Below are 18,162 nucleotides of genomic sequence, written 5' to 3' on the forward strand. Positions count from 1 at the left end.
GACTTGAATCATGATCGGGAGCTTGGTTAAATTCGGCGGATCGCGGGAGGGAAGATTTGCGTATTTTGCTGGTCGAGGACAATCAGGTGCTGTCGGAGGGGCTTTCCGCCCTTCTGCGCGGCAGCGGCTATGCGGTGGATGTGGTGTCGGATGGCGCCTCTGCCGATGCGGCGATCGCGGCTGAGAGCTTCGACCTCGTCATTCTCGATCTCAACCTGCCGGAAATGGACGGTATCGAGGTGCTGCGCTCTATGCGCTCGCGCCAGGACAAGGCGGCGGTGCTGATCCTGACGGCGCGCGGTACGCCGGAGGAGAAGGTCAAGGGGCTCGATCTCGGTGCCGACGACTATATGATCAAGCCCTTCGATATCACCGAATTCGAGGCCAGGGTGCGGGTGCTTTTGCGCCGCAATGCCGGCCTGCGGTCCTCCGCGCTTAGCTTCGGCAAGGTCCTATTCGATCTGACGTCGCGGACCTTTTCTGCCGATGGGCGCCCGCTCGATATTCCGGCGCGCGAGGTGGCGCTGCTGGAAGTGCTGTTCATGCGGGCGGGCAAGGTCGTCGCCAAGGAGGCGATCGTGCAATCGCTGACCGGCTTTGACGACGATATTTCCGCCAATGCCATCGAGCAATATGTCAGCCGCCTGCGCAAGCGGCTCGCTCCCCATGGGCTGACGGTGAAGACGGCGCGCGGCATCGGTTATTATCTGGAAAAGCTGCCGGAGATGGCTGAATGAGACAGGCCGCCTATTCGCTCAGGCGGCGACTGTTAGGCTGGCTTCTCATTTCCACCGCCATCATCGGCTGTGTTGCGTTGACCGATACCTGGCGCGAGGCGGTCAATACCGCCAATGTTGTCTCCGACCGGGTGCTTTCAGGTTCGGCGCTGGCCATTGCCGAGCGCGTGGTGGTGGCCGAGGATGGCTCGCTGGAGGTCGACATTCCCTATGTCGCGCTGGAAATGCTGACATCGGCGGCGCAGGACCGGGTGTTTTACCGTGTCGACGGGCCGAACGGGCAATTCCTCACCGGTTACCAGAACCTGCCGACGGTGGAGAACACGGCTGGCGATACACCTGCCTATCGTGACGCGGTGTTTCGCGACGAGCCGATCCGCATTGCCGCCATCCGTCGGTTTGCCTCCACTGGCATCAATTCCGTGCCTTTTTCCGTGACTGTTGCCGAAACCACGATTGCCCGCAGCCAGCTGGCGCAGGCCATCATCCTGCGCTCCGCGCTGCGCCTGCTTTTGATGATCGTGGGCGCGGCGATCATCGTCTGGATCGCGGTGACGATTTCGCTAAGACCGCTTTACCGGCTCAGTGAAGCCATTGCCGAGCGTAGCCCGAACGATCTGCATCCCATTCGTCAATCCGTGCCGGTGGAGGTGGAAAATCTGGTGGAGACGGTCAATTCCTTCATGGTGCGGCTGCAATCGGCGCTTGATGCGCTCCGGCATTTCACCGGCAATGCCAGCCACCAGCTGCGCACGCCGCTTGCCATCATCAGCACCCAGCTTGCGCTTTCCGCCCGTGCGGGAAGTCTTGAGGAAGCGCAGGCCGCGGCGCTGAAGGGCGGCGCGTCAGTGGCGCATGCCGAACATATCCTCGCCCAGCTTCTGCGCATGGCGAACATCGATGCCGCCGGCTCCAGTGAAAAACACGATTTCTCCGCGATAGACCTCGTGGCCGTTGCGCAGAACGTGACCGCCGATTTCGTGCCCCGCGCGGCCGACGCCGGCATCGATCTCGGTTTCGAGGGCGAGGGCGAAGCGACCATTCTCGCCGAACCGCTCCTGATCGGTGAGCTGATCGGCAACCTCGTTTCCAATGCCATCAATTATGCCGGGCGCGGGGCGGAGGTCACCGTGCGTGTCGGCAAGGAGACGGGCGCCGTCTGGCTGGAGGTGGAGGATAACGGCCCCGGCATTCCGCCGGAAAAACGCGCCATGGTGCGCCAGCGTTTCGCTCGCGGCGAAGCCAATGCCGCCCCCGGCGCCGGCCTCGGCCTTGCGATCATCGAAGAGATCGCCGGCCTGTTCGGCGGGCGGCTGACGCTGGAAGATGGTGCGGGCGGGCGCGGGTTGAAGGCGCGGGTGGTGTTTGGGGGAGCGGAGAAAGCATCGTAGGGTGCAGGTTTGTCAGGCGGCTGTATCTGCGGATGATTTCGCTATCAGGGAAAGTCTGTAGCCTAATGCATCGGCCACCTTGGCAATCGTTGCCAGTTCAGGATTTCCTTCACCGCTGAGCGCCTTGTACAAAGTCTGACGGGGAAGGCCGGTCTGTCTCGAAAGATCGGTCATGCCCTTGGCCCGCGCCACGACGCCGAGAGCGTGGGCAAGCTCCTGTGCGTCGCCGCTCTCAGTGGCGTCTGCTATGTAAGCGGCAAGTGCTTCGTCACTATCAAGATAGCGGGCAGCATCGTAATCGCGTGTTACAAGTGGCATGGTCTCATTCCTTGAGCGCTCTGGCCAGTTTCTTGGCTTTGGCAATGTCGCGGGACTGGGATGCCTTGTCGCCACCGCACAGCAATATGATCACGACATCGCCGTTCCGGATGAAATAGACCCGGTATCCGGGTCCAAGATCGATCCTGAGCTCACTGACGCCTTCGCCGACCGGCTTTACGTCTCCGGGATTGCCATCTGCCAGCCTGTAAATGCGCCGTGCAATGCGGGCACGCGCCTGCAGATCGCGCAGACCGGCAAGCCAATCGGCAAACTCGCTTGTTTCCCGGATCGTGAGCATGGCCAAATGTAAACTATGGTTGTCATTCCGTCAATGACGGACACCTCACCCCATCCGCTCGGACGCATAGCTGCCGGGGCTTGGCGGGAAGACCACGGTGCGGTTGCCGTTGATGAAGGTGCGGTGGTGGATGTGGGCGTGGATGGCGCGGGCCAGTACCTGGCTTTCCACGTCGCGGCCGAGCGAGACATAGTCTTCTGCCGATTGTGCGTGAGTGACGCGCACCGTGTCCTGTTCGATGATCGGGCCTTCGTCGAGATCGCCGGTGACATAATGCGCCGTTGCGCCGATCAGCTTCACGCCGCGCTCATAGGCCTGCTTGTAGGGGTTTGCGCCCTTGAAGCTCGGCAGGAAGGAGTGGTGGATATTGATGATCTTGCCAGACATCTTGCGGCACATCTCATCGGAAAGCACCTGCATGTAGCGGGCCAGCACGACGAGTTCCGTGCCGCTGGTCTCGATCAGGTCCATTAGCTGGGCTTCGGCCTTCGGCTTGTTCTCCTTCGTCACCTTGATGTGGTGGAAGGGGATGTCGTGGTTGACCACCACTTTCTGGTAATCGAAATGGTTGGAAACGACACCGACGATATCGATCGGCAACGCGCCGATCTTCCAACGATAAAGGAGGTCGTTGAGGCAATGGCCGAAACGCGACACCATCAGCATCGTCTTCATGCGCTGGCCATCGGGGTAGATATCCGATGCCATACCGAATTTTTCCGCCACCGGCTGGAAGCCTTCGGTGATGGCCTGAAGGGAGGCGCCTTCTTCCGAAATGAAGGAGACGCGCATGAAGAATTTTCCGGTCTCGAGGTCGTCGAACTGCGAACTGTCGACGATGTTGCAGCCTTTTTCCGCCAGATAACCGGAAATCGCGGCGACGATGCCGCGGGTCGATTTGCAGGCTACGGTCAGAACATAGGATGTCATTCGTTTTCCCTCAAAGACGTCGTGCCGGCGTCAACCGGCGCAGTTCGGCGTGTTGCATAGCGCAGCTTGGCAGCGGAGCAAAGCGCCAAGGCGGCATAGCCAAAGTCTTAGGGCGGGAAAGGGCCGTGCGCCGTGCCGGAAACGACATGGAATGTTCCATGGCCAGCACGGCGGCGCCTGTAAATTGCCGGCAGAGCGCTCGCGGTCAGGCGCGGCGCAGGCGCATCGCCGGGCGGCCGCGGCCGTCGATGAGTTCCAGCGTACCGCGCCGCGGCTCCAGCCGGAAGGAGCGTGCGCCTTCCAGCGCTTCGATGAACTGCCGCTCCTGACGCATGATATCGGGTGCGCAGGCCATCTGGATGGAAATCATTCGGCCGAAATCGACACGGTTGCGGCTGATCTTCACCTCGCCGCCGATGCCGTTGCAGCCGGCATTGCCGGAAACGCGGCCCTCGCGGGAAATTTCAAGCGTCGCCTGGCGGCGGCCACGGACCCGCTCGCCGCGAATCTCCTGCACCAGCCAGCGCCCGTCGATGCCGGCTTCCGGCTCCGGCCTGCCCGGACCAGCGCCGACGCGCTCCAGCACGAGGTCGGTATCGTCGCGGCCGCCGGTCAGGACGGAGTAACGCCGCGTGGTGGTGAAGAGTAGGTGGTCGCGGTCGCGGATTTCGGCGCTCAGCGCATAGGAGCGGCGGCCCCTGATGTCGCGGTCGTCATAACGCAGCACGAAGGGCACGGGCACCTGGCCGCGCGGGCGGATGGTGGTTTCGGCAATCGTCTGTGACGGCGCATCCGCCAGCGAGACGTCGATCAGCCGCACCGTCACGGTTGCACCGGGCGGTAGCGCAATGCGTTCGCGATAGGAGACGCTGCCACGCAGGCTTGCCGGTGCCGCCGCCGCGCCGCCCGCTGCAAAAAGCGGGGCAAGCGCGAGGAGACCGGCGAAACTGCGGCGCGAGAGAAGGGGCTGATTGTCGGTCATGATGCTTTGCTCCGTGCTGGGTCCGTTCGAATTTCAACGGATGATAGAAAACCGCACTGAACGGGCGATGAACCGGATTTTTACACCCGGTCAGGTGGACATTTGGTGTGGATAGCAAGGATGCGACGGGAGGATTCTATGCCATTTGCATCCCCACCGCCCTCATTCCTGTGACAGGCACAGGAATGAGGGTGAAGGGAGGCAGCATCGTCCAAGGGAGCAATTCCTTGCCAGCGGCTTCCCCTCAGCTTTCAGCCGCGGAAACCGTCCCGCAGTTCTTCGAACTTCGCCAGTTGCCCGGCCAGTAGTTCCTTGTTCTCGTCGCGGCGGACGAACATCTTGAACATGGCGCCGCCGGCGGCGTTCATGAACCAGACGGAGCAGGAGCGGCGGCCGTGGAAGCCGCGGTCGACGAAGGTAATCGCAGCGCAATTGTCCTTCTTGATGTGACCGCCAATCGGGCTGTCGCCGTGAATGTTGAACCAGCCATGGCTTTCGCTGCCCTCCGGCAGATGGCCCGGCACTTCCAGCACGATATCGCCGGTCTGCACGATCATCAGGACTTCGCCCCAGCCGCGCATCTCGTTCCAGATCGCGTCGAAGCGGTTGGCGGAGGCGGAGACCGCTGCACCTTGCGGCAGGATCGCCAGAATTTCGGCCGGCGTCACCTCGGCCCTGGCGGCGATGGCCTCGACGATACCGTCAGGTTTTTCGGCAAGGGCGGCGAGCGCGCGGGCCTGCCTGTCGTCGTCGGTCTTCTGGGCTGCAATGCTCATCGGGTGGCCTCAGGCGGCAATCGAATGGCGTTCGCCATTCTTGTCTTCATGGATGATGACGTCGAAACCTTCGAAATGCGGGCCGGAGAGATATTCCACCTTGCCGCGGTTCTCGCCGGCCTTGGCATGGGCGGCGCGGAACTGTTCGGATTTCGTCCAGGCAAGGAAGTCGTCCTTGGTGGCCCAAACGGTGTGCGAGGCATAAAGCGTGTGATCGTCCGCCTTCGGGCCCTTCAGCATATGGAATTCGATGTAGCCCGGCAATTCGCTCAGGTGCGATTTGCGCTCGCGCCAGATGGATTCGAAGGTTTCTTCATAACCCGGCACGACGCGAAAGCGGTTCATTGCGATAAACATGAAAGTCTCCCTTTAAGTTTCCAGTTTCAGTCAGGATATCGACCGCGGGCGGGGTTGGAAAGGGGTTCACGACAAAGCGAACAAAAATACTCCACTTATCGATTGCGTGGCTTATAAACATGTGCAAATAACTCAAGATTAGTGGCGTGGGGAACCTGCGCCGGGTTGTGTTTCAGGATAACGCCATGTTCAATTCCCGTCTTCATTCCCTCGTTTTTGCCGCCCTCGTGCCCGCCGCAATCGCCTTTGCCGCGCCGGCTGCCATGGCATCGGACAAGGGTAATCCGGAGGCGAAACGCATCGTTGCCGTGGGCGGAACGGTGACGGAAATCCTCTATGCGCTGGGTGCGCAGGACCGCATCGTGGCGCGTGACAGCACCAGCAGCTACCCGGCCGACGCGCTCGCCAAGCCTGATATTGGTTACATGCGGGCGCTCTCTTCAGAAGGCATCCTGTCGCAGAAGCCCGATCTCATTCTCTCCGAAGACGGTTCTGGCCCGGCGGATGTCATCTCCATTCTCAAGGCAAGTGCGGTGCCTTTCGTTACCGTCGATACGCCGCCGAGCGGTGATGCCATCCCCAAGAAGATCGAGGATGTCGGCGCGGCCGTCGGTCTTTCCGACAAGGCGAAAGCGCTGGCTGCGGAGACCAAAGCCGGGCTCGAAGCGCTTGCCAAGGATGTCGCCGCGGTGCCCGAAAAGGGCAGGAAGCGCGTTCTCTTCGTACTCTCCAGTGCCGGCGGCCGTGTGATGGCGGCGGGCAAGGATACCGAGGCGGCGGCGATCATCGAGATGGCAGGCGGTATCAATGCGGCTGAGGAGATCAATGGCTACAAGCCGCTGACGGATGAGGCGGTCATCGCCGCAGCGCCCGACGTGGTGCTGACCATGGCGCGTGGCGATCATGCCGCCAAGGCGGCCGAGATTTTCGCGCTGCCGGCCTTCCAGTCCACGCCGGCTGCCGCCAGCAAGGCCCTCATCAGCATGGACGGGCTTTATCTCATCGGTTTCGGCCCGCGCACGCCGGCCGCCGGCCGGGAGTTGGCGCACAAGCTTTACCCTGAGGTGGTGAAACCGTGAGCCTTGCGGTCTTGAGTTCCACCGCCGGCGGGGTTGCGGGCGACAGATCCCGTCAGGGGGTCGTCACCCTTGCCGTGCTCGTCGGCATCCTGCTGTTTGCCTGTGGCGTATCACTCGTCAGCGGTCCCACCGGCGTCGGCATCTCCGAACTCTTTGCCTATCTCACCGGTGGTGCGGATCAACTCGATGCACGCGACAGGGTCATTCTCGAAGCCGTGCGCCTGCCGCGCACGACGCTCGGCATGCTGATCGGCGCGGGGCTTGGTGTCTCGGGCGCGATGATGCAGGGCCTCTTCCGCAATCCGCTGGCCGATCCGGGCATTGTCGGCGTCACCTCGGGCGCCGCGCTGTTTGCGGTTGCGGCCATTTCGCTGGGGGAAGGCGCGCTTGCCACGGTTGCCGTGTTTTTCGGCCCGCATTTCCTGCCGCTGATGGCATTTTTCGGCGGGCTGCTGAACACCTGGGTCCTTTATCTGATCGCCACCAAGGACGGCGCGACTTCCACCACCACGCTCATTCTGGCCGGTATCGCGGTTGCCGCGATCAGCGGCGCGCTGACCGGCCTGATGATCTTCGTGGCCGATGATCGCGCATTGCGTGACATCACCTTCTGGTCGCTCGGTTCGCTGGGTGGGGCAACGCCGGCCAAGGTGCTCGCCACCCTGCCTTTCATCATCGTTGTGCTTGCCATCATTCCCTTCGTTGCCCGAGGGCTGGATGCGCTGATCCTTGGGGATGCGGCTGCCTTTCACATGGGCATTCCGGTGCAGCGGCTGAAGCGGGTCGTCATTCTGGCCGTTGCCGCCGCCTGCGGGGCGAGCGTGGCGGCGGCCGGTTCCATCGGTTTCGTCGGCATCGTCGTGCCGCATCTTTTGCGCCTCGCCATTGGCCCGTCGCATCGTTTCCTGCTGCCGGCCTCGGCGCTGGGCGGCGCGGCACTTCTGCTTCTGGCCGACAGTTTTGCCCGCACGGTGGCCTCGCCGGCAGAACTGCCGATCGGCGTTGTCACGGCGCTCATCGGCGCGCCGGTCTTCCTCTTCCTGCTGCTTGGCCGCGGCGGGTTTTCCATGCGGAATGCGCCATGATCCGGGCCGAAAACATTACTCTCATCCGCTCCGGCCGCCGCCTGCTGGAAGATGTCAGCATCGATCTGAAGCCGGGGAAGGTCAATGTCATCATCGGCCCGAATGGCGCGGGCAAATCCACGCTGATGAAGGTTCTTTCGGGCGAGATGCGGGCTGAAAGCGGTTCGGTGACCTATAATGACGTCGCCCTGCCGCAATTCACGCCGGTGCAGCTTGCGCGCCTGCGTGCGGTGCTGCCGCAAAATACCCAGCTTGCCTTTCCCTTCACCGCGCTGGAGATCGTGCGCATGGGTGCGGTAGCGCAGGGCTCACGCGCACCGGAAGAACAGGCCCGCCGGGCGCTTGCCCGGGCCGGGCTGCGTGGCTTCGAGCAGCGATCCTACAATATGCTGTCCGGCGGCGAGCAGCAGCGGGTGCAGTTTGCCCGGGCACTGGCGCAGGTGCCGAACCCGGTTGAAAATGGGCAGGCACGGGCGCTCTTCCTCGATGAACCGACGGCCAGCCTCGATATCGGCCACCAGATCTCCGTGCTGGAAACGGCGCGCGATTTTGCAAGCGGCGGCGGGCTGGTGCTCGCCATCCTGCACGATCTCAACCTGGCGGCGGAATTTGCCGATCAACTTATCGTCATGCATGGCGGCCGGGTAACGGCGAGCGGCCCTTCGCTGGAAACGATCAGCGATGAGACGATCGCCCGGGTTTATGGCATTGGCGGCGTCGTCGGCCGGCTGCCCGCGCGGCATATTCCCTATGTGCTGCCGCAATCGCGGCATCGCTAGAGCATTTCCAGCCGAAGCGTTTTCGCTTCGGCGTCGGACAATGCGGCGAAAACAAGAGGATAGAGCCCCTCTTCAGCTTTCCGGCCGTGTGGCGATGAAGAGCGCGGAGCCAAGCATGACGGCGGCGACGATTGTCGCCCGCAGCGGCGGCGGCTCGCTCAGAAACCAGAAGGCGGCATAACTCACCGTCATGGCCGAAAGTGCCGCGATCTTGGCCTTTCGTGCAATTGCGCCACGCTCGCGCCAGCGGCGAAGCGAGGGACCGAACCTCGGATGGGCAAGAAGCCATGCCTCGAGTTTCGGGGAGGAGCGGGAAAAACACCAGAGCGCCAGAAGCAGAAAGGGCGTGGTGGGCAAAACGGGAAGAAACGCGCCGACAATGCCGGTCGCGACCATCAGCCAGCCAAGACAGAGGTATAAAAGGCGCATGTCCAAGCCGGTATCATGAGTTCAGCACTCAGGATAGAGTGCAGGCGCCAAATCGATGCGGTCCCGTTGCCGCAGGTCAGGCCGCAGCGGAAAAATCGGGGGTTTTCGCCATCACATTTGCCGTGATCGGGCCGTTACGCTTTGTCGCCGGGTGCCTTTAGGGTTGAAAGCGCGGCGCACTGTCTTTATCCCCTTGGGCCGCGATGCCCGGAGCATAACCGGGCCGTCAACAGGAAGAAGAAGGAAACACCATGGCCAAGCTGATCCACTCGATGGTCCGGGTGCTGGACGAAAAGCGTTCGGTGGAATTTTACAAACAGGCTTTCGGGCTTGAGATCGCGGAACGCGCCGAGTTCGAGAATTTCACGCTGATCTATCTCAGCAATGCCGAGGGCGATTTCGAGCTGGAACTGACCGTCAACCGGGGTCGCGAAGTGCCCTATGCGCTGGGTGACGGTTATGGCCATCTCGCCGTCAGTGTTGCTGACGTGGACGCCGAACATCAGCGTTTCATCGAGATCGGGCTTTCTCCCGGCAAGATGATCGAAGCCGATTATAAGGGCCAGCCTTTCGCAAAATACTTTTTCATCTGCGATCCGGATGGTTACAAGATCGAAGTGCTGCAGCGCGGCAACCGGTTTAAATAAGCTCTGATGGAGGCGGGCATGGCAGAGGCAGGCGTCAAACTCGAAGACAGCTGGAAGCACGTTCTCTCAGGCGAATTCGCCAGCCCCTATATGCAGAAGCTGAAAGAGTTCCTGCTTGCCGAAAAGACCGCCGGCAAGCGTATCTTTCCGAAGGGCGCGGAATATTTCCGCGCTCTCGATCTCACGCCGCTCGATGAGGTCAAGGTCGTCATTCTGGGACAGGATCCCTATCATGGGCTTGGCCAGGCACATGGGCTCTGCTTTTCCGTGCAGCCCGGGGTGCGCATTCCGCCCTCGCTCGTCAATATCTACAAGGAATTGCAGAGCGATCTGGGCATTCGCCCGGTCAAGCACGGTTTTCTGGAAAGCTGGGCGAAACAGGGCGTGCTGCTGCTCAACAGCGTCCTGACGGTGGAAGAGGCCCGCGCCGCCTCGCATCAGGGGCAGGGCTGGGAAAAATTCACCGATGCGGTCATCCGCGCTGTCAACGACGAGTGCGACCACGTCGTCTTCCTGCTCTGGGGTTCCTATGCCCAGAAGAAGGCGGCCTTCGTGGACCAGCGCAAGCACCTCGTGCTGCGCTCGCCACACCCTTCGCCGCTTTCGGCCCATAACGGCTTTTTCGGCAACGGCCATTTTTCCAAGGCCAACGCTTTCCTCGTTTCGCATGGCCGCGATCCGATCGACTGGCAATTGCCTGAGCTGGCGGAAAGCGACAAAAACCTTCTTTAATCACTCATAAATACCTTTGCGCTTTGCCAGTCCCGGGGTTAAAGATAACCGGACTACAAAGTGAAGGATTATGCCCGTGTCTCTCCTGTCTGCAGAAACCTCAGTTTCGCTGCCCGACCCGCTGTCGATCGTTAAAGCTTTCGAGGATCATTTCTCCGAGCATATGGAGATGGAGCGCGACGGATCGACGGTGCGGTTCAAGACGGAATATGGCCATGGCAGCTTCAGCGCCGAGGGTGGCCGTTTCGCCGCGCGGGTGAACTGCGTTTCCGAACATATATTGACGTCGGTCAAGGCCATGGTGGCCGAGCATATTGCGGAGTTTTCCGGCGAGACGGGGCTCGATTTCCGCTGGAGCGGCCACGGCGCCGAGCAACGTGAGCTGCCCAATCTTTTCCGCGGCAAGGTCGCGCGTGCCTATAATCTCACACCGCATATGCGCCGGCTGGTCGTGTCAGTCGAAAGCGGCATCGACAGGCTGCTGACCGGCGGCATGCATGTGCGACTGCTTTTGGTGCCGGATCAGGCCCGCGCGCCGGTCTGGCCTCATCTCGCCCCCACCGGCGCGATCATCTGGCCGGAGGGTGACGATCTTCTGACAAGGCGAGTCTACACCATCCGTTCCGGCGATGTCGGTCGTGGCGAAGTCGATATCGATTTCGTCATGCATGAGGGTGACCATATGCCGGGTGCCACTTTCGGTGCGACGGCAAAGCCGGGCGATGTCGTCGGCATCATCGGCCCGAGCGGTGTCTGCCCGGAAGCCGAGCGTTATGTCTTTGCCGGGGACGAGACAGCGCTGCCGGTGATGCTGCGCATGGCGGCCGAAATGCCTGCCGGCAAGACGCTCAGCGTCTATGTCGAAATCGACAACGAGGCAGAGCGACAGGAAGTGGTCTGCGCGGCCGATGTCGAATGGACATGGCTTTATCGTCGCGGCAAGCCTGCCGGGACCTCCGGCCTCATCGAAAAGGCGCTGCGCGAGCATGCGTGGAGTGCAGACCACGACGGTCTGCATGTCTTTGCCGCCTGCGAAAAATCCGAGGCGAGAGCGGTAAAATCCTTCCTGACCGACGAAGTCGGCTTCCCGAAGGCGTCCCTGCGTGCCGTGGGTTACTGGACCATGGGCGCTGCCGACGACCACTAGGATGGTCTGCGCGACTGGTTGAACAGTCGATTTTATTGTTCACTGATCGGGAACAATCCGTTCCTGTCGTCCACTCTATACCTCTCGCGGCTCTTACCCCATCTTAACGCCATGAACAGGGCAGGCCCGATTGCGAGGCCTGCCGGCGAAAAGGGGTTTAATCATGCTCAACCAGATCAAGGGCTTGCACCACGTCACGTCGATGGCGGCGAGCGCGCGCCAGAACAACGGCTTTTTCACGGATACGCTCGGCTTGCGCCGGGTGAAGAAAACGGTGAATTTCGACGCGCCTGATGTCTATCATCTCTATTATGGCGATGAGGTCGGCACGCCCGGCTCCGTCATGACCTATTTTCCGTTCCCGCATATTGCCCAAGGCCGCCCCGGCACCGGGGAGGTGGGGACGACGCTGTTTTCCGTTCCGGAGGGATCACTCGGCTACTGGCAGGACCGCCTTTCCAGGGCCGGCGTCGATGGCCTGAAGTCGGACGAAGCTTTCGGCAACAAGCGCCTGCATTTCGCCGGCCCGGACGGCGACGGTTTTGCGCTGGTTGAGGTCAGGGACGACAATCGCGCGCAATGGACCGGCAATGGCGTCGGTGAAGATCAGGCGATCCATGGTTTTCAGGGCGCTTCGCTGCGGCTTCGCGACGAAGGCGCGACCGCCGAACTCTTGAAATTCATGGGATATCAGGAAGTGGACCGTCAGGACGGCGTGCTGCGTCTCGGTATGCCCGGCGGTAACGGTGCCGATGTCATCGATATCGAAACCATGCCGAATATATCAGGTGCAAGGCTGGGTGCCGGTTCCGTGCACCACATCGCTTTTGCGGTCGAAAACCGTGAAAAGCAGTTGGAAGTGCGCAAGGCGCTGATGGATACGGGTTACCAGGTGACGCCGGTCATCGACCGCGATTATTTCTGGGCGATCTATTTCCGCACGCCCGGCGGCGTGCTGTTCGAGGTGGCCACCAACGAGCCCGGTTTCGACCGCGACGAAGATACCGCCCATCTCGGCGAGGCGCTGAAACTGCCAAGCCAGCACGCGCATCTGCGTGCCGCGCTGGAAAAGCAGTTGGAGCCGCTTGGGGATGAGAAGACGGTTTAATCCCTCGATAACGTTTGGCAGGACGTTGCCACGTATTTCTTCTCCCCGTTCGGGGAGAAGGTGGCCCGAAGGGTCGGATGAGGGGGCAAGCTCTCCGTATATCTCGACCCTTGCCCCCTCATCCCGCTGCCGCGGACTTCTCCCCGGCGGGGAGAAGAAACAAGCCGTGCCCGCTCGCTCCATATGACTGCTCTGCTTGGCCGAAGAGACCTTGCGGATACCGCTGAACCTTCTTCCTTCCAGAAAGGATACTCCCATGACCAAGGATAGCTATTTCCACAAATCCCGCGCCGGCGCTGCGGGCGCCCCGCTTTTCGTTCTGCTGCACGGCACCGGCGGCGATGAGAACCAGTTCTTCGATTTCGGCGCGCGTCTTTTGCCGCAGGCCACCATCATCTCGCCGGTCGGCGATGTGTCCGAACATGGTGCGGCGCGGTTCTTCCGGCGCACGGGCGAAGGCGTTTACGACATGGCCGACCTTCAGCGGGCAACCGGCAAGATGGCGGATTTCGTCACGGCGAACCGGGAGCATTATCAGGCCGGGCCGGTCATCGGTCTCGGTTTTTCCAACGGCGCGAATATTCTCGCCAATGTGCTGATCGAGCAGCCGGAGCTTTTCGATGCGGCGGTGCTGATGCATCCGCTCATCCCGTTCCAGCCGAAGATTTCTCCGGCGAAACCCACGCGCCGCGTGCTCGTCACGGCCGGCGAGCGCGACCCGATCTGCCCGGTGCCGCTGACCAAGGCGCTGGCGGAGAGCCTGAAAGCGCAGGGCGGCACGGTGGAAACCGTGTGGCACCCGGGCGGACATGAAATCCGCTCCAGCGAGATCGATGCGGTCAGGGGTTTTCTGGCGGGCTATGTGGAGTAGGTGACCACCTCCATCATGCCGGACTTGATCCGGCATCCAGCCACGGCGCGTCTTCGCCGTGAAAGGAGTCTTTCGCGATCAGGGACTTGATCGTGCTGGACCCCCGCCTCAGCGATATCCGCATTGCTGCAGCTGTGCCTCGTAACGTAGCGCCATGTTGGCGGAGCGGCGGGCCGCCTTCTGGACGGCGGAATTGTTGCGCCAGCTGCCTTTCGCATAACCGGCATGGCCGGAATAATAAGCGAGGTAGAGATTATACGGGTCGTTCAGCGCAATGCCGTTTTCGCGCCGGCTCTTGGCGTGGTACCAGCCGACGAAATGGATGGCATCGGTGAAATCGGTGCGGCTTGCCGACCAGCGGCCGGTTTCGCGCTGGTAAACACTCCATGTGCCGTCAAGCGCCTGCGCATATCCGTAAGCGGTGGACTGGCGTTTCCAGGGAATGAAACCGAGAAGCTTGGTCCGGGGCGGCCGCGCATAGGGGCGGAAGGCGGATTCAGTGTAGATCGTCGCCATCATGACCGGCACGGGCACGCCGAATTCCCGCTCGGCCGCTTTCGCGTCGCGCCGCCAGTTGTTGAAGATGCCGTTGCGCTGCTCGAAAATCGCACAGGCATTGGTGACCTGTGACGGTGCGGTGGCACAGCCTGCCAGGACGAGCATCAGGAAAACAACGGCAGATACGCCACGCATAACGGAACCCTTTCGTTCCGCTATTCTTAAATTGCTAACCATTAACGTCGGGTTTTAAGACAAGGTTAATTCAAATGCCTGACATCGGGCGGCCGTTAACCCCATGAAAATTCCTGTGTCCGGGATGGGGCGAAACCATGCGCCACGCGTCCCTTTCTCACCCTTTTTGGAATTTGTTTATGCCCGTGCGTCCCCGCTGCCGCCGGGTGCGGTAGACTCCTCTCCATCCCGGTCATCGAGCGTGCGCGCGGCGCAAGGTGGGCGGGGCAGGCGGCCGAGATCGGGGAATTTCCCAATGTCACGGTTGAGGCGGCCGGCATGTGTCCATCCTCCAAACAGGAACCGGTTTGGCGGGTGTGTCACAGGCTGAAATGTCGGAGCCGGGGCCGCATCGTCTGCAAAACCCTGCACTACCACCTTATACCCCCGCAGCGATGCGGCCCATCATCGTTTCCAACGTTGCCCGGAATCCGTGGCGACGGTGCTCGCGCATATTCGAGAAAAAGCATCCGCTGTTCAAAAATGAAAACCGATAAAATTGTAGCAATCGGCTTAAAGCGGCTGAAAACAGTGGTGTGCCATTGTGGGATCACAGACAGGGAGTGGCCTTAAAAAGAGGCGCTCCGCAAAACGAAATCGAGACCGGCACAAGCCGGCGGATCGCAAACGGGGTATGAAATGCTGAAGAAGATTATTGCTGCCGCCATCTGCGGAATTGCCATTGCTTCCATGTCCACCCATGCCGATGCGGCGGGCGCTGCCGGTTTTGCCCGTGGATTTGCCGCCGTCGAGAAGTCCGCCGTGACTGCCGTCGGTATTTCCGCACCCGGTGGTTTTGATGGCTGCGTTCTTGCCGCGGGCCAATGCGTGTCCACCATCGCCGCGCCGTTGACCGGCGAGCGCCGTGAGGAACTGCTGCGCGTTAACCGCGATGTGAACGCCACCATGGGCGCGCTCGATGATTATGTCTCCGGTTTTGCAACCGATCTTCCGGCACAGCCATCGTCAAGCCTTGGGGATTGCGGTGACTGCGCCGCGATCAAGCGCACGGCCCTTGCCGGTGCCGGTTGGTCTTCCAACGCGCTGCGGCTTGCCTTTGCACTCAAGGATGACGGATCGCTCGAAAAAGTGCTTGTTGTTACCACCGACAAGGGCGATATCGTCCTTGGCAATGCAACCTTTTCTCCGGCCAGCCGCGAAACTGCGCTCTGACCTTTCCCTTCGGGCACCGGACGAGATTTTCGATCCGATGCCCCACTCGTTCATGCCTGCCAGACTACGCCGGTTTTTCTGATCCTCGTTGGTTCAGGAAGCCGGCGATTTTTTTCGTTCCGCCACGGCAATGCCGGCAAGCGCCATGAAGAGCGCCGCGATCTGATAGGTGTGCAGGGTTTCGCTCAGCACGAAGACCGAAAGCAGCGTGCCGAAGACCGGCACGAGGTTGATGAAGAGGCCGGCGCGGTTGGCGCCGATCTGCTCCACGCCCTTGATGTAGAGGATCTGCGCGATGAGCGACGCGAAGATACCGGCATAGACCACCAGCATCCAGCCCGTCTGGTCCGGCCAGATCAGGCTTTCGCGCGACATTTCAAAGAAGACCAGCGGCACCGAGGTGAGGAGGGCGAAAAAGGCGGGGATCGCCATCAGCGTGCGCCAGTCAACCGCGGGTTTCCAGCGCAGGATGACGGTGTAGATGGCATAGACCAGCACGGCGAGCAGCATGACGGCGTCGCCGACATTCATTTCCAGCTGCAGCAGCGAGAGCGGATCACCATGCGAGGCAAGCAGCGCCACACCTGAAATGGTGAGGCAGAAGCCGGCGATCTGGCCGAACAGCACGCGGGTGCGGAACAGGATGAAGTTCAGGACGAAGATGACCATGGGAATGCCGGCCTGGATGACGGCGGCATTGATGGCCGAGGTGTGCTGCAGGGCCGTGTAGAGAAACACGTTGAAGGCGGTATAACCGACGCTGCCGAGCACGAAGAAATAGGGCAGGCGCTTTTTCACCACCGGCCAGTCCTTGATCAGCTGCGGCACGGAAATGGCGAAGATGATGGCGACGGCGAGAACCCAGCGCAGGAAGGTGAAGGCCATGGGGCTGATGTGGCCGACGGCGAGCTTGCCGGCAACAGTGTTGCCACCCCAGCAGAGTGTGGCGATGATGAGGGCGAGATAGGCTTTCGACGGCACGCGGATGTTTCGCTTCTTCATGGGGCGGGAAAAATGGCAGGGGGGTGAACCGCGGCCTTGCGCCCGCGCCTGTCCCCCACGGGGCGAGATAATGCGGGAAATCCGCGCCTTGTCACGGAAAAAGCAAATTTCTCCATAAGAAACAGGGTCGCTTTCCGTAAAACAACGCAGTATACATTCGCGGGTTTGGGTTTCCCATCGGGTTATCGGGCGCGCAAGCGCCATGAGCAGGAAAGCAAGAAATGACGAATGTTGTGGTGGTCGGCTCGCAATGGGGCGACGAAGGCAAAGGCAAGATTGTCGACTGGCTGTCCGAGCGGGCAGATGTCGTCGTGCGGTATCAGGGCGGTCATAATGCCGGCCATACGCTTGTCATCGATGGCATCAGCTACAAGCTTTCGCTTCTGCCTTCCGGCGTCGTGCGTCCCGGCAAGCTCGCCGTTATCGGCAATGGCGTCGTGGTCGATCCGCATGCGCTGATCGCCGAAATCGGCCGTCTGGAAGTGCAGGGCGTCAAGGTCACGCCGGAAAACCTGCGCATCGCCGACAATGCCACGCTCATTCTTTCCCTGCACCGCGAACTTGATGGCATGCGCGAAGACGCCGCCTCCAACAGCGGCACCAAGATCGGCACCACGCGCCGCGGCATCGGCCCGGCTTACGAAGACAAGGTCGGCCGCCGCGCCATCCGCGTCATGGATCTGGCCGACATGGAAGCGCTCTCCGCCAAGGTCGATCGCATCCTGACGCATCACAATGCGCTTCGCCGTGGTTTCGGCGCGACCGAAGTGTCGCATGAAACCATCATGGAAGAGCTGTCGTCGATTGCCGAGCGCATCCTGCCCTTCAGCGAAACCGTCTGGCTGCTGCTCGACAAGAAGCGTCGCGCCGGTGCGCGCATCCTGTTTGAGGGCGCTCAGGGCTCGCTGCTCGATATCGACCACGGCACCTACCCTTACGTGACCTCTTCCAACACGGTTGCCGGCCAGGCCGCTGCCGGTTCGGGCATGGGTCCGGGTTCGCTGGGTTACATTCTCGGCATCACCAAGGCTTACACCACCCGCGTCGGCGAAGGCCCGTTCCCGACGGAACTGAATGACGAGATCGGCCAGTTCCTCGGCGAAAAAGGTCATGAATTCGGCACCGTCACCGGCCGCAAGCGCCGTTGCGGCTGGTTTGACGCTGCACTGGTGCGCCAGTCGGTCGCCACCAATGGTATTACCGGCATCGCGCTCACCAAGCTTGACGTGCTTGATGGTCTCGACGAGCTGAAAATCTGCGTCGGCTACAAGCTTGACGGGCAGGAAATCGACCATCTTCCGGCCAGCCAGGGCGCGCAGGCGCGCGTCGAGCCGATCTACATCACGCTGGAAGGCTGGAAGGAATCGACCGTCGGTGCCCGAAAATGGGCGGATTTGCCTGCTCAGGCAATCAAATATGTCCGTCAGGTCGAGGAATTGATCGGGGCGCCTGTCGCGCTCCTGTCGACAAGTCCGGAGCGTGACGACACCATACTTGTGACTGATCCGTTTGAGGATTAATGTCCTCGGCGATCTAGATTCATAAACCATATCGGGCCGGTACGTCGCCGGTCACGACGAGAAAGT

The 18,162-nt window shown here is 61.4% G+C and carries 21 protein-coding genes; 12 read left to right on the forward strand and 9 right to left on the reverse strand.

Going from position 1 to position 18,162, the window contains the following annotated elements; all coding sequences use genetic code 11:
* Nucleotides 1-56: 56 nt before the first annotated feature.
* Together O8B93_RS19355 and O8B93_RS19360 are read left to right on the forward strand one after the other, a co-directional pair.
* A complete protein-coding gene (locus O8B93_RS19355) occupies nt 57-737 on the forward strand; it encodes a response regulator (protein WP_010972345.1) in 681 nt (226 codons plus the stop codon).
* Complete coding sequence (locus O8B93_RS19360; protein WP_269711531.1) at nt 734-2,128, forward strand: sensor histidine kinase; 1,395 nt, start codon at nt 734-736, stop codon at nt 2,126-2,128. The genes O8B93_RS19355 and O8B93_RS19360 overlap by 4 nt, the downstream gene beginning before the upstream one ends.
* A 12-nt stretch (nt 2,129-2,140) precedes the next feature.
* Here the strand turns inward: O8B93_RS19360 and O8B93_RS19365 are convergent, their stop codons facing one another.
* The 6 genes from O8B93_RS19365 to hmuQ form a co-directional block, all read right to left on the reverse strand.
* Nucleotides 2,141-2,446, reverse strand: a complete 306-nt coding sequence (locus tag O8B93_RS19365; protein WP_269711532.1) for an addiction module antidote protein — start codon at nt 2,444-2,446, stop codon at nt 2,141-2,143.
* Between the two features lie 4 nt (nt 2,447-2,450).
* On the reverse strand, nt 2,451-2,747 hold the full coding sequence (locus O8B93_RS19370; RefSeq protein ID WP_149899856.1) for a type II toxin-antitoxin system RelE/ParE family toxin: 297 nt from the start codon (nt 2,745-2,747) through the stop codon (nt 2,451-2,453).
* 45 nt (nt 2,748-2,792) lie between these two features.
* On the reverse strand, nt 2,793-3,677 hold the full coding sequence (gene purU / locus O8B93_RS19375) for a formyltetrahydrofolate deformylase (protein ID WP_080824405.1): 885 nt from the start codon (nt 3,675-3,677) through the stop codon (nt 2,793-2,795).
* A gap of 205 nt (nt 3,678-3,882) precedes the next feature.
* A complete protein-coding gene (locus O8B93_RS19380) occupies nt 3,883-4,659 on the reverse strand; it encodes a YbaY family lipoprotein (RefSeq protein WP_269711533.1) in 777 nt (258 codons plus the stop codon).
* Between the two features lie 251 nt (nt 4,660-4,910).
* Nucleotides 4,911-5,435, reverse strand: coding sequence for a heme utilization cystosolic carrier protein HutX (gene hutX / locus O8B93_RS19385; RefSeq protein ID WP_269711534.1), 525 nt, complete (start codon nt 5,433-5,435; stop codon nt 4,911-4,913).
* A 9-nt stretch (nt 5,436-5,444) separates the two neighbouring features.
* Complete coding sequence (gene hmuQ, locus O8B93_RS19390) at nt 5,445-5,792, reverse strand: heme-degrading protein HmuQ (protein WP_006314959.1); 348 nt, start codon at nt 5,790-5,792, stop codon at nt 5,445-5,447.
* Between the two features lie 185 nt (nt 5,793-5,977).
* On the opposite strand from hmuQ, the gene O8B93_RS19395 reads away from it, so the two are divergent.
* The 3 genes from O8B93_RS19395 to O8B93_RS19405 are packed head-to-tail and all read left to right on the forward strand — an operon-like array spanning nt 5,978 to nt 8,735.
* Nucleotides 5,978-6,871 (forward strand): heme/hemin ABC transporter substrate-binding protein, encoded by an 894-nt coding sequence (locus tag O8B93_RS19395; RefSeq protein ID WP_269711535.1) that lies wholly within the window; start codon nt 5,978-5,980, stop codon nt 6,869-6,871.
* Complete coding sequence (locus O8B93_RS19400) at nt 6,868-7,956, forward strand: FecCD family ABC transporter permease (RefSeq protein WP_269711536.1); 1,089 nt, start codon at nt 6,868-6,870, stop codon at nt 7,954-7,956. The genes O8B93_RS19395 and O8B93_RS19400 overlap by 4 nt, the downstream gene beginning before the upstream one ends.
* Nucleotides 7,953-8,735 carry a heme ABC transporter ATP-binding protein gene (locus tag O8B93_RS19405; protein WP_269711537.1) on the forward strand — a complete coding sequence of 261 codons (783 nt, stop codon included), beginning with the start codon at nt 7,953-7,955 and terminating at the stop codon, nt 8,733-8,735. The genes O8B93_RS19400 and O8B93_RS19405 overlap by 4 nt, the downstream gene beginning before the upstream one ends.
* A 72-nt stretch (nt 8,736-8,807) precedes the next feature.
* Here the strand turns inward: O8B93_RS19405 and O8B93_RS19410 are convergent, their stop codons facing one another.
* A complete protein-coding gene (locus tag O8B93_RS19410; RefSeq protein WP_080824409.1) occupies nt 8,808-9,164 on the reverse strand; it encodes a YbaN family protein in 357 nt (118 codons plus the stop codon).
* A gap of 251 nt (nt 9,165-9,415) precedes the next feature.
* On the opposite strand from O8B93_RS19410, the gene O8B93_RS19415 reads away from it, so the two are divergent.
* The 5 genes from O8B93_RS19415 to O8B93_RS19435 all read left to right on the forward strand — a co-directional run bounded on the left by O8B93_RS19415 (nt 9,416) and on the right by O8B93_RS19435 (nt 13,669).
* Nucleotides 9,416-9,811 carry a VOC family protein gene (locus O8B93_RS19415; RefSeq protein ID WP_269711538.1) on the forward strand — a complete coding sequence of 132 codons (396 nt, stop codon included), beginning with the start codon at nt 9,416-9,418 and terminating at the stop codon, nt 9,809-9,811.
* An 18-nt stretch (nt 9,812-9,829) separates the two neighbouring features.
* Nucleotides 9,830-10,543, forward strand: a complete 714-nt coding sequence (gene ung / locus O8B93_RS19420) for a uracil-DNA glycosylase (RefSeq protein ID WP_269711539.1) — start codon at nt 9,830-9,832, stop codon at nt 10,541-10,543.
* Between the two features lie 70 nt (nt 10,544-10,613).
* Nucleotides 10,614-11,690 carry a siderophore-interacting protein gene (locus tag O8B93_RS19425; RefSeq protein ID WP_269711540.1) on the forward strand — a complete coding sequence of 359 codons (1,077 nt, stop codon included), beginning with the start codon at nt 10,614-10,616 and terminating at the stop codon, nt 11,688-11,690.
* A 163-nt stretch (nt 11,691-11,853) separates the two neighbouring features.
* Nucleotides 11,854-12,798: a VOC family protein gene (locus tag O8B93_RS19430; protein ID WP_269711541.1), complete on the forward strand. Its 945-nt coding sequence runs from the start codon at nt 11,854-11,856 to the stop codon at nt 12,796-12,798.
* A 256-nt stretch (nt 12,799-13,054) separates the two neighbouring features.
* Complete coding sequence (locus tag O8B93_RS19435) at nt 13,055-13,669, forward strand: alpha/beta hydrolase (protein WP_269711542.1); 615 nt, start codon at nt 13,055-13,057, stop codon at nt 13,667-13,669.
* 108 nt (nt 13,670-13,777) lie between these two features.
* Here the strand turns inward: O8B93_RS19435 and O8B93_RS19440 are convergent, their stop codons facing one another.
* Complete coding sequence (locus tag O8B93_RS19440; RefSeq protein ID WP_269711543.1) at nt 13,778-14,362, reverse strand: transglycosylase SLT domain-containing protein; 585 nt, start codon at nt 14,360-14,362, stop codon at nt 13,778-13,780.
* A gap of 678 nt (nt 14,363-15,040) precedes the next feature.
* Between O8B93_RS19440 and O8B93_RS19445 the strand changes: the two genes are divergently transcribed.
* A complete protein-coding gene (locus O8B93_RS19445) occupies nt 15,041-15,574 on the forward strand; it encodes a transglutaminase-like cysteine peptidase (protein ID WP_269711544.1) in 534 nt (177 codons plus the stop codon).
* A gap of 93 nt (nt 15,575-15,667) precedes the next feature.
* Here the strand turns inward: O8B93_RS19445 and O8B93_RS19450 are convergent, their stop codons facing one another.
* Nucleotides 15,668-16,555 (reverse strand): DMT family transporter, encoded by an 888-nt coding sequence (locus O8B93_RS19450; protein ID WP_269711562.1) that lies wholly within the window; start codon nt 16,553-16,555, stop codon nt 15,668-15,670.
* A gap of 242 nt (nt 16,556-16,797) precedes the next feature.
* Between O8B93_RS19450 and O8B93_RS19455 the strand changes: the two genes are divergently transcribed.
* Nucleotides 16,798-18,096 carry an adenylosuccinate synthase gene (locus tag O8B93_RS19455; RefSeq protein WP_269711545.1) on the forward strand — a complete coding sequence of 433 codons (1,299 nt, stop codon included), beginning with the start codon at nt 16,798-16,800 and terminating at the stop codon, nt 18,094-18,096.
* Nucleotides 18,097-18,162 lie beyond the last annotated feature (66 nt).

The organism is Martinezella rhizogenes, from assembly GCF_027460065.1.
GTDB lineage: Bacteria > Pseudomonadota > Alphaproteobacteria > Rhizobiales > Rhizobiaceae > Agrobacterium > Agrobacterium rhizogenes_C.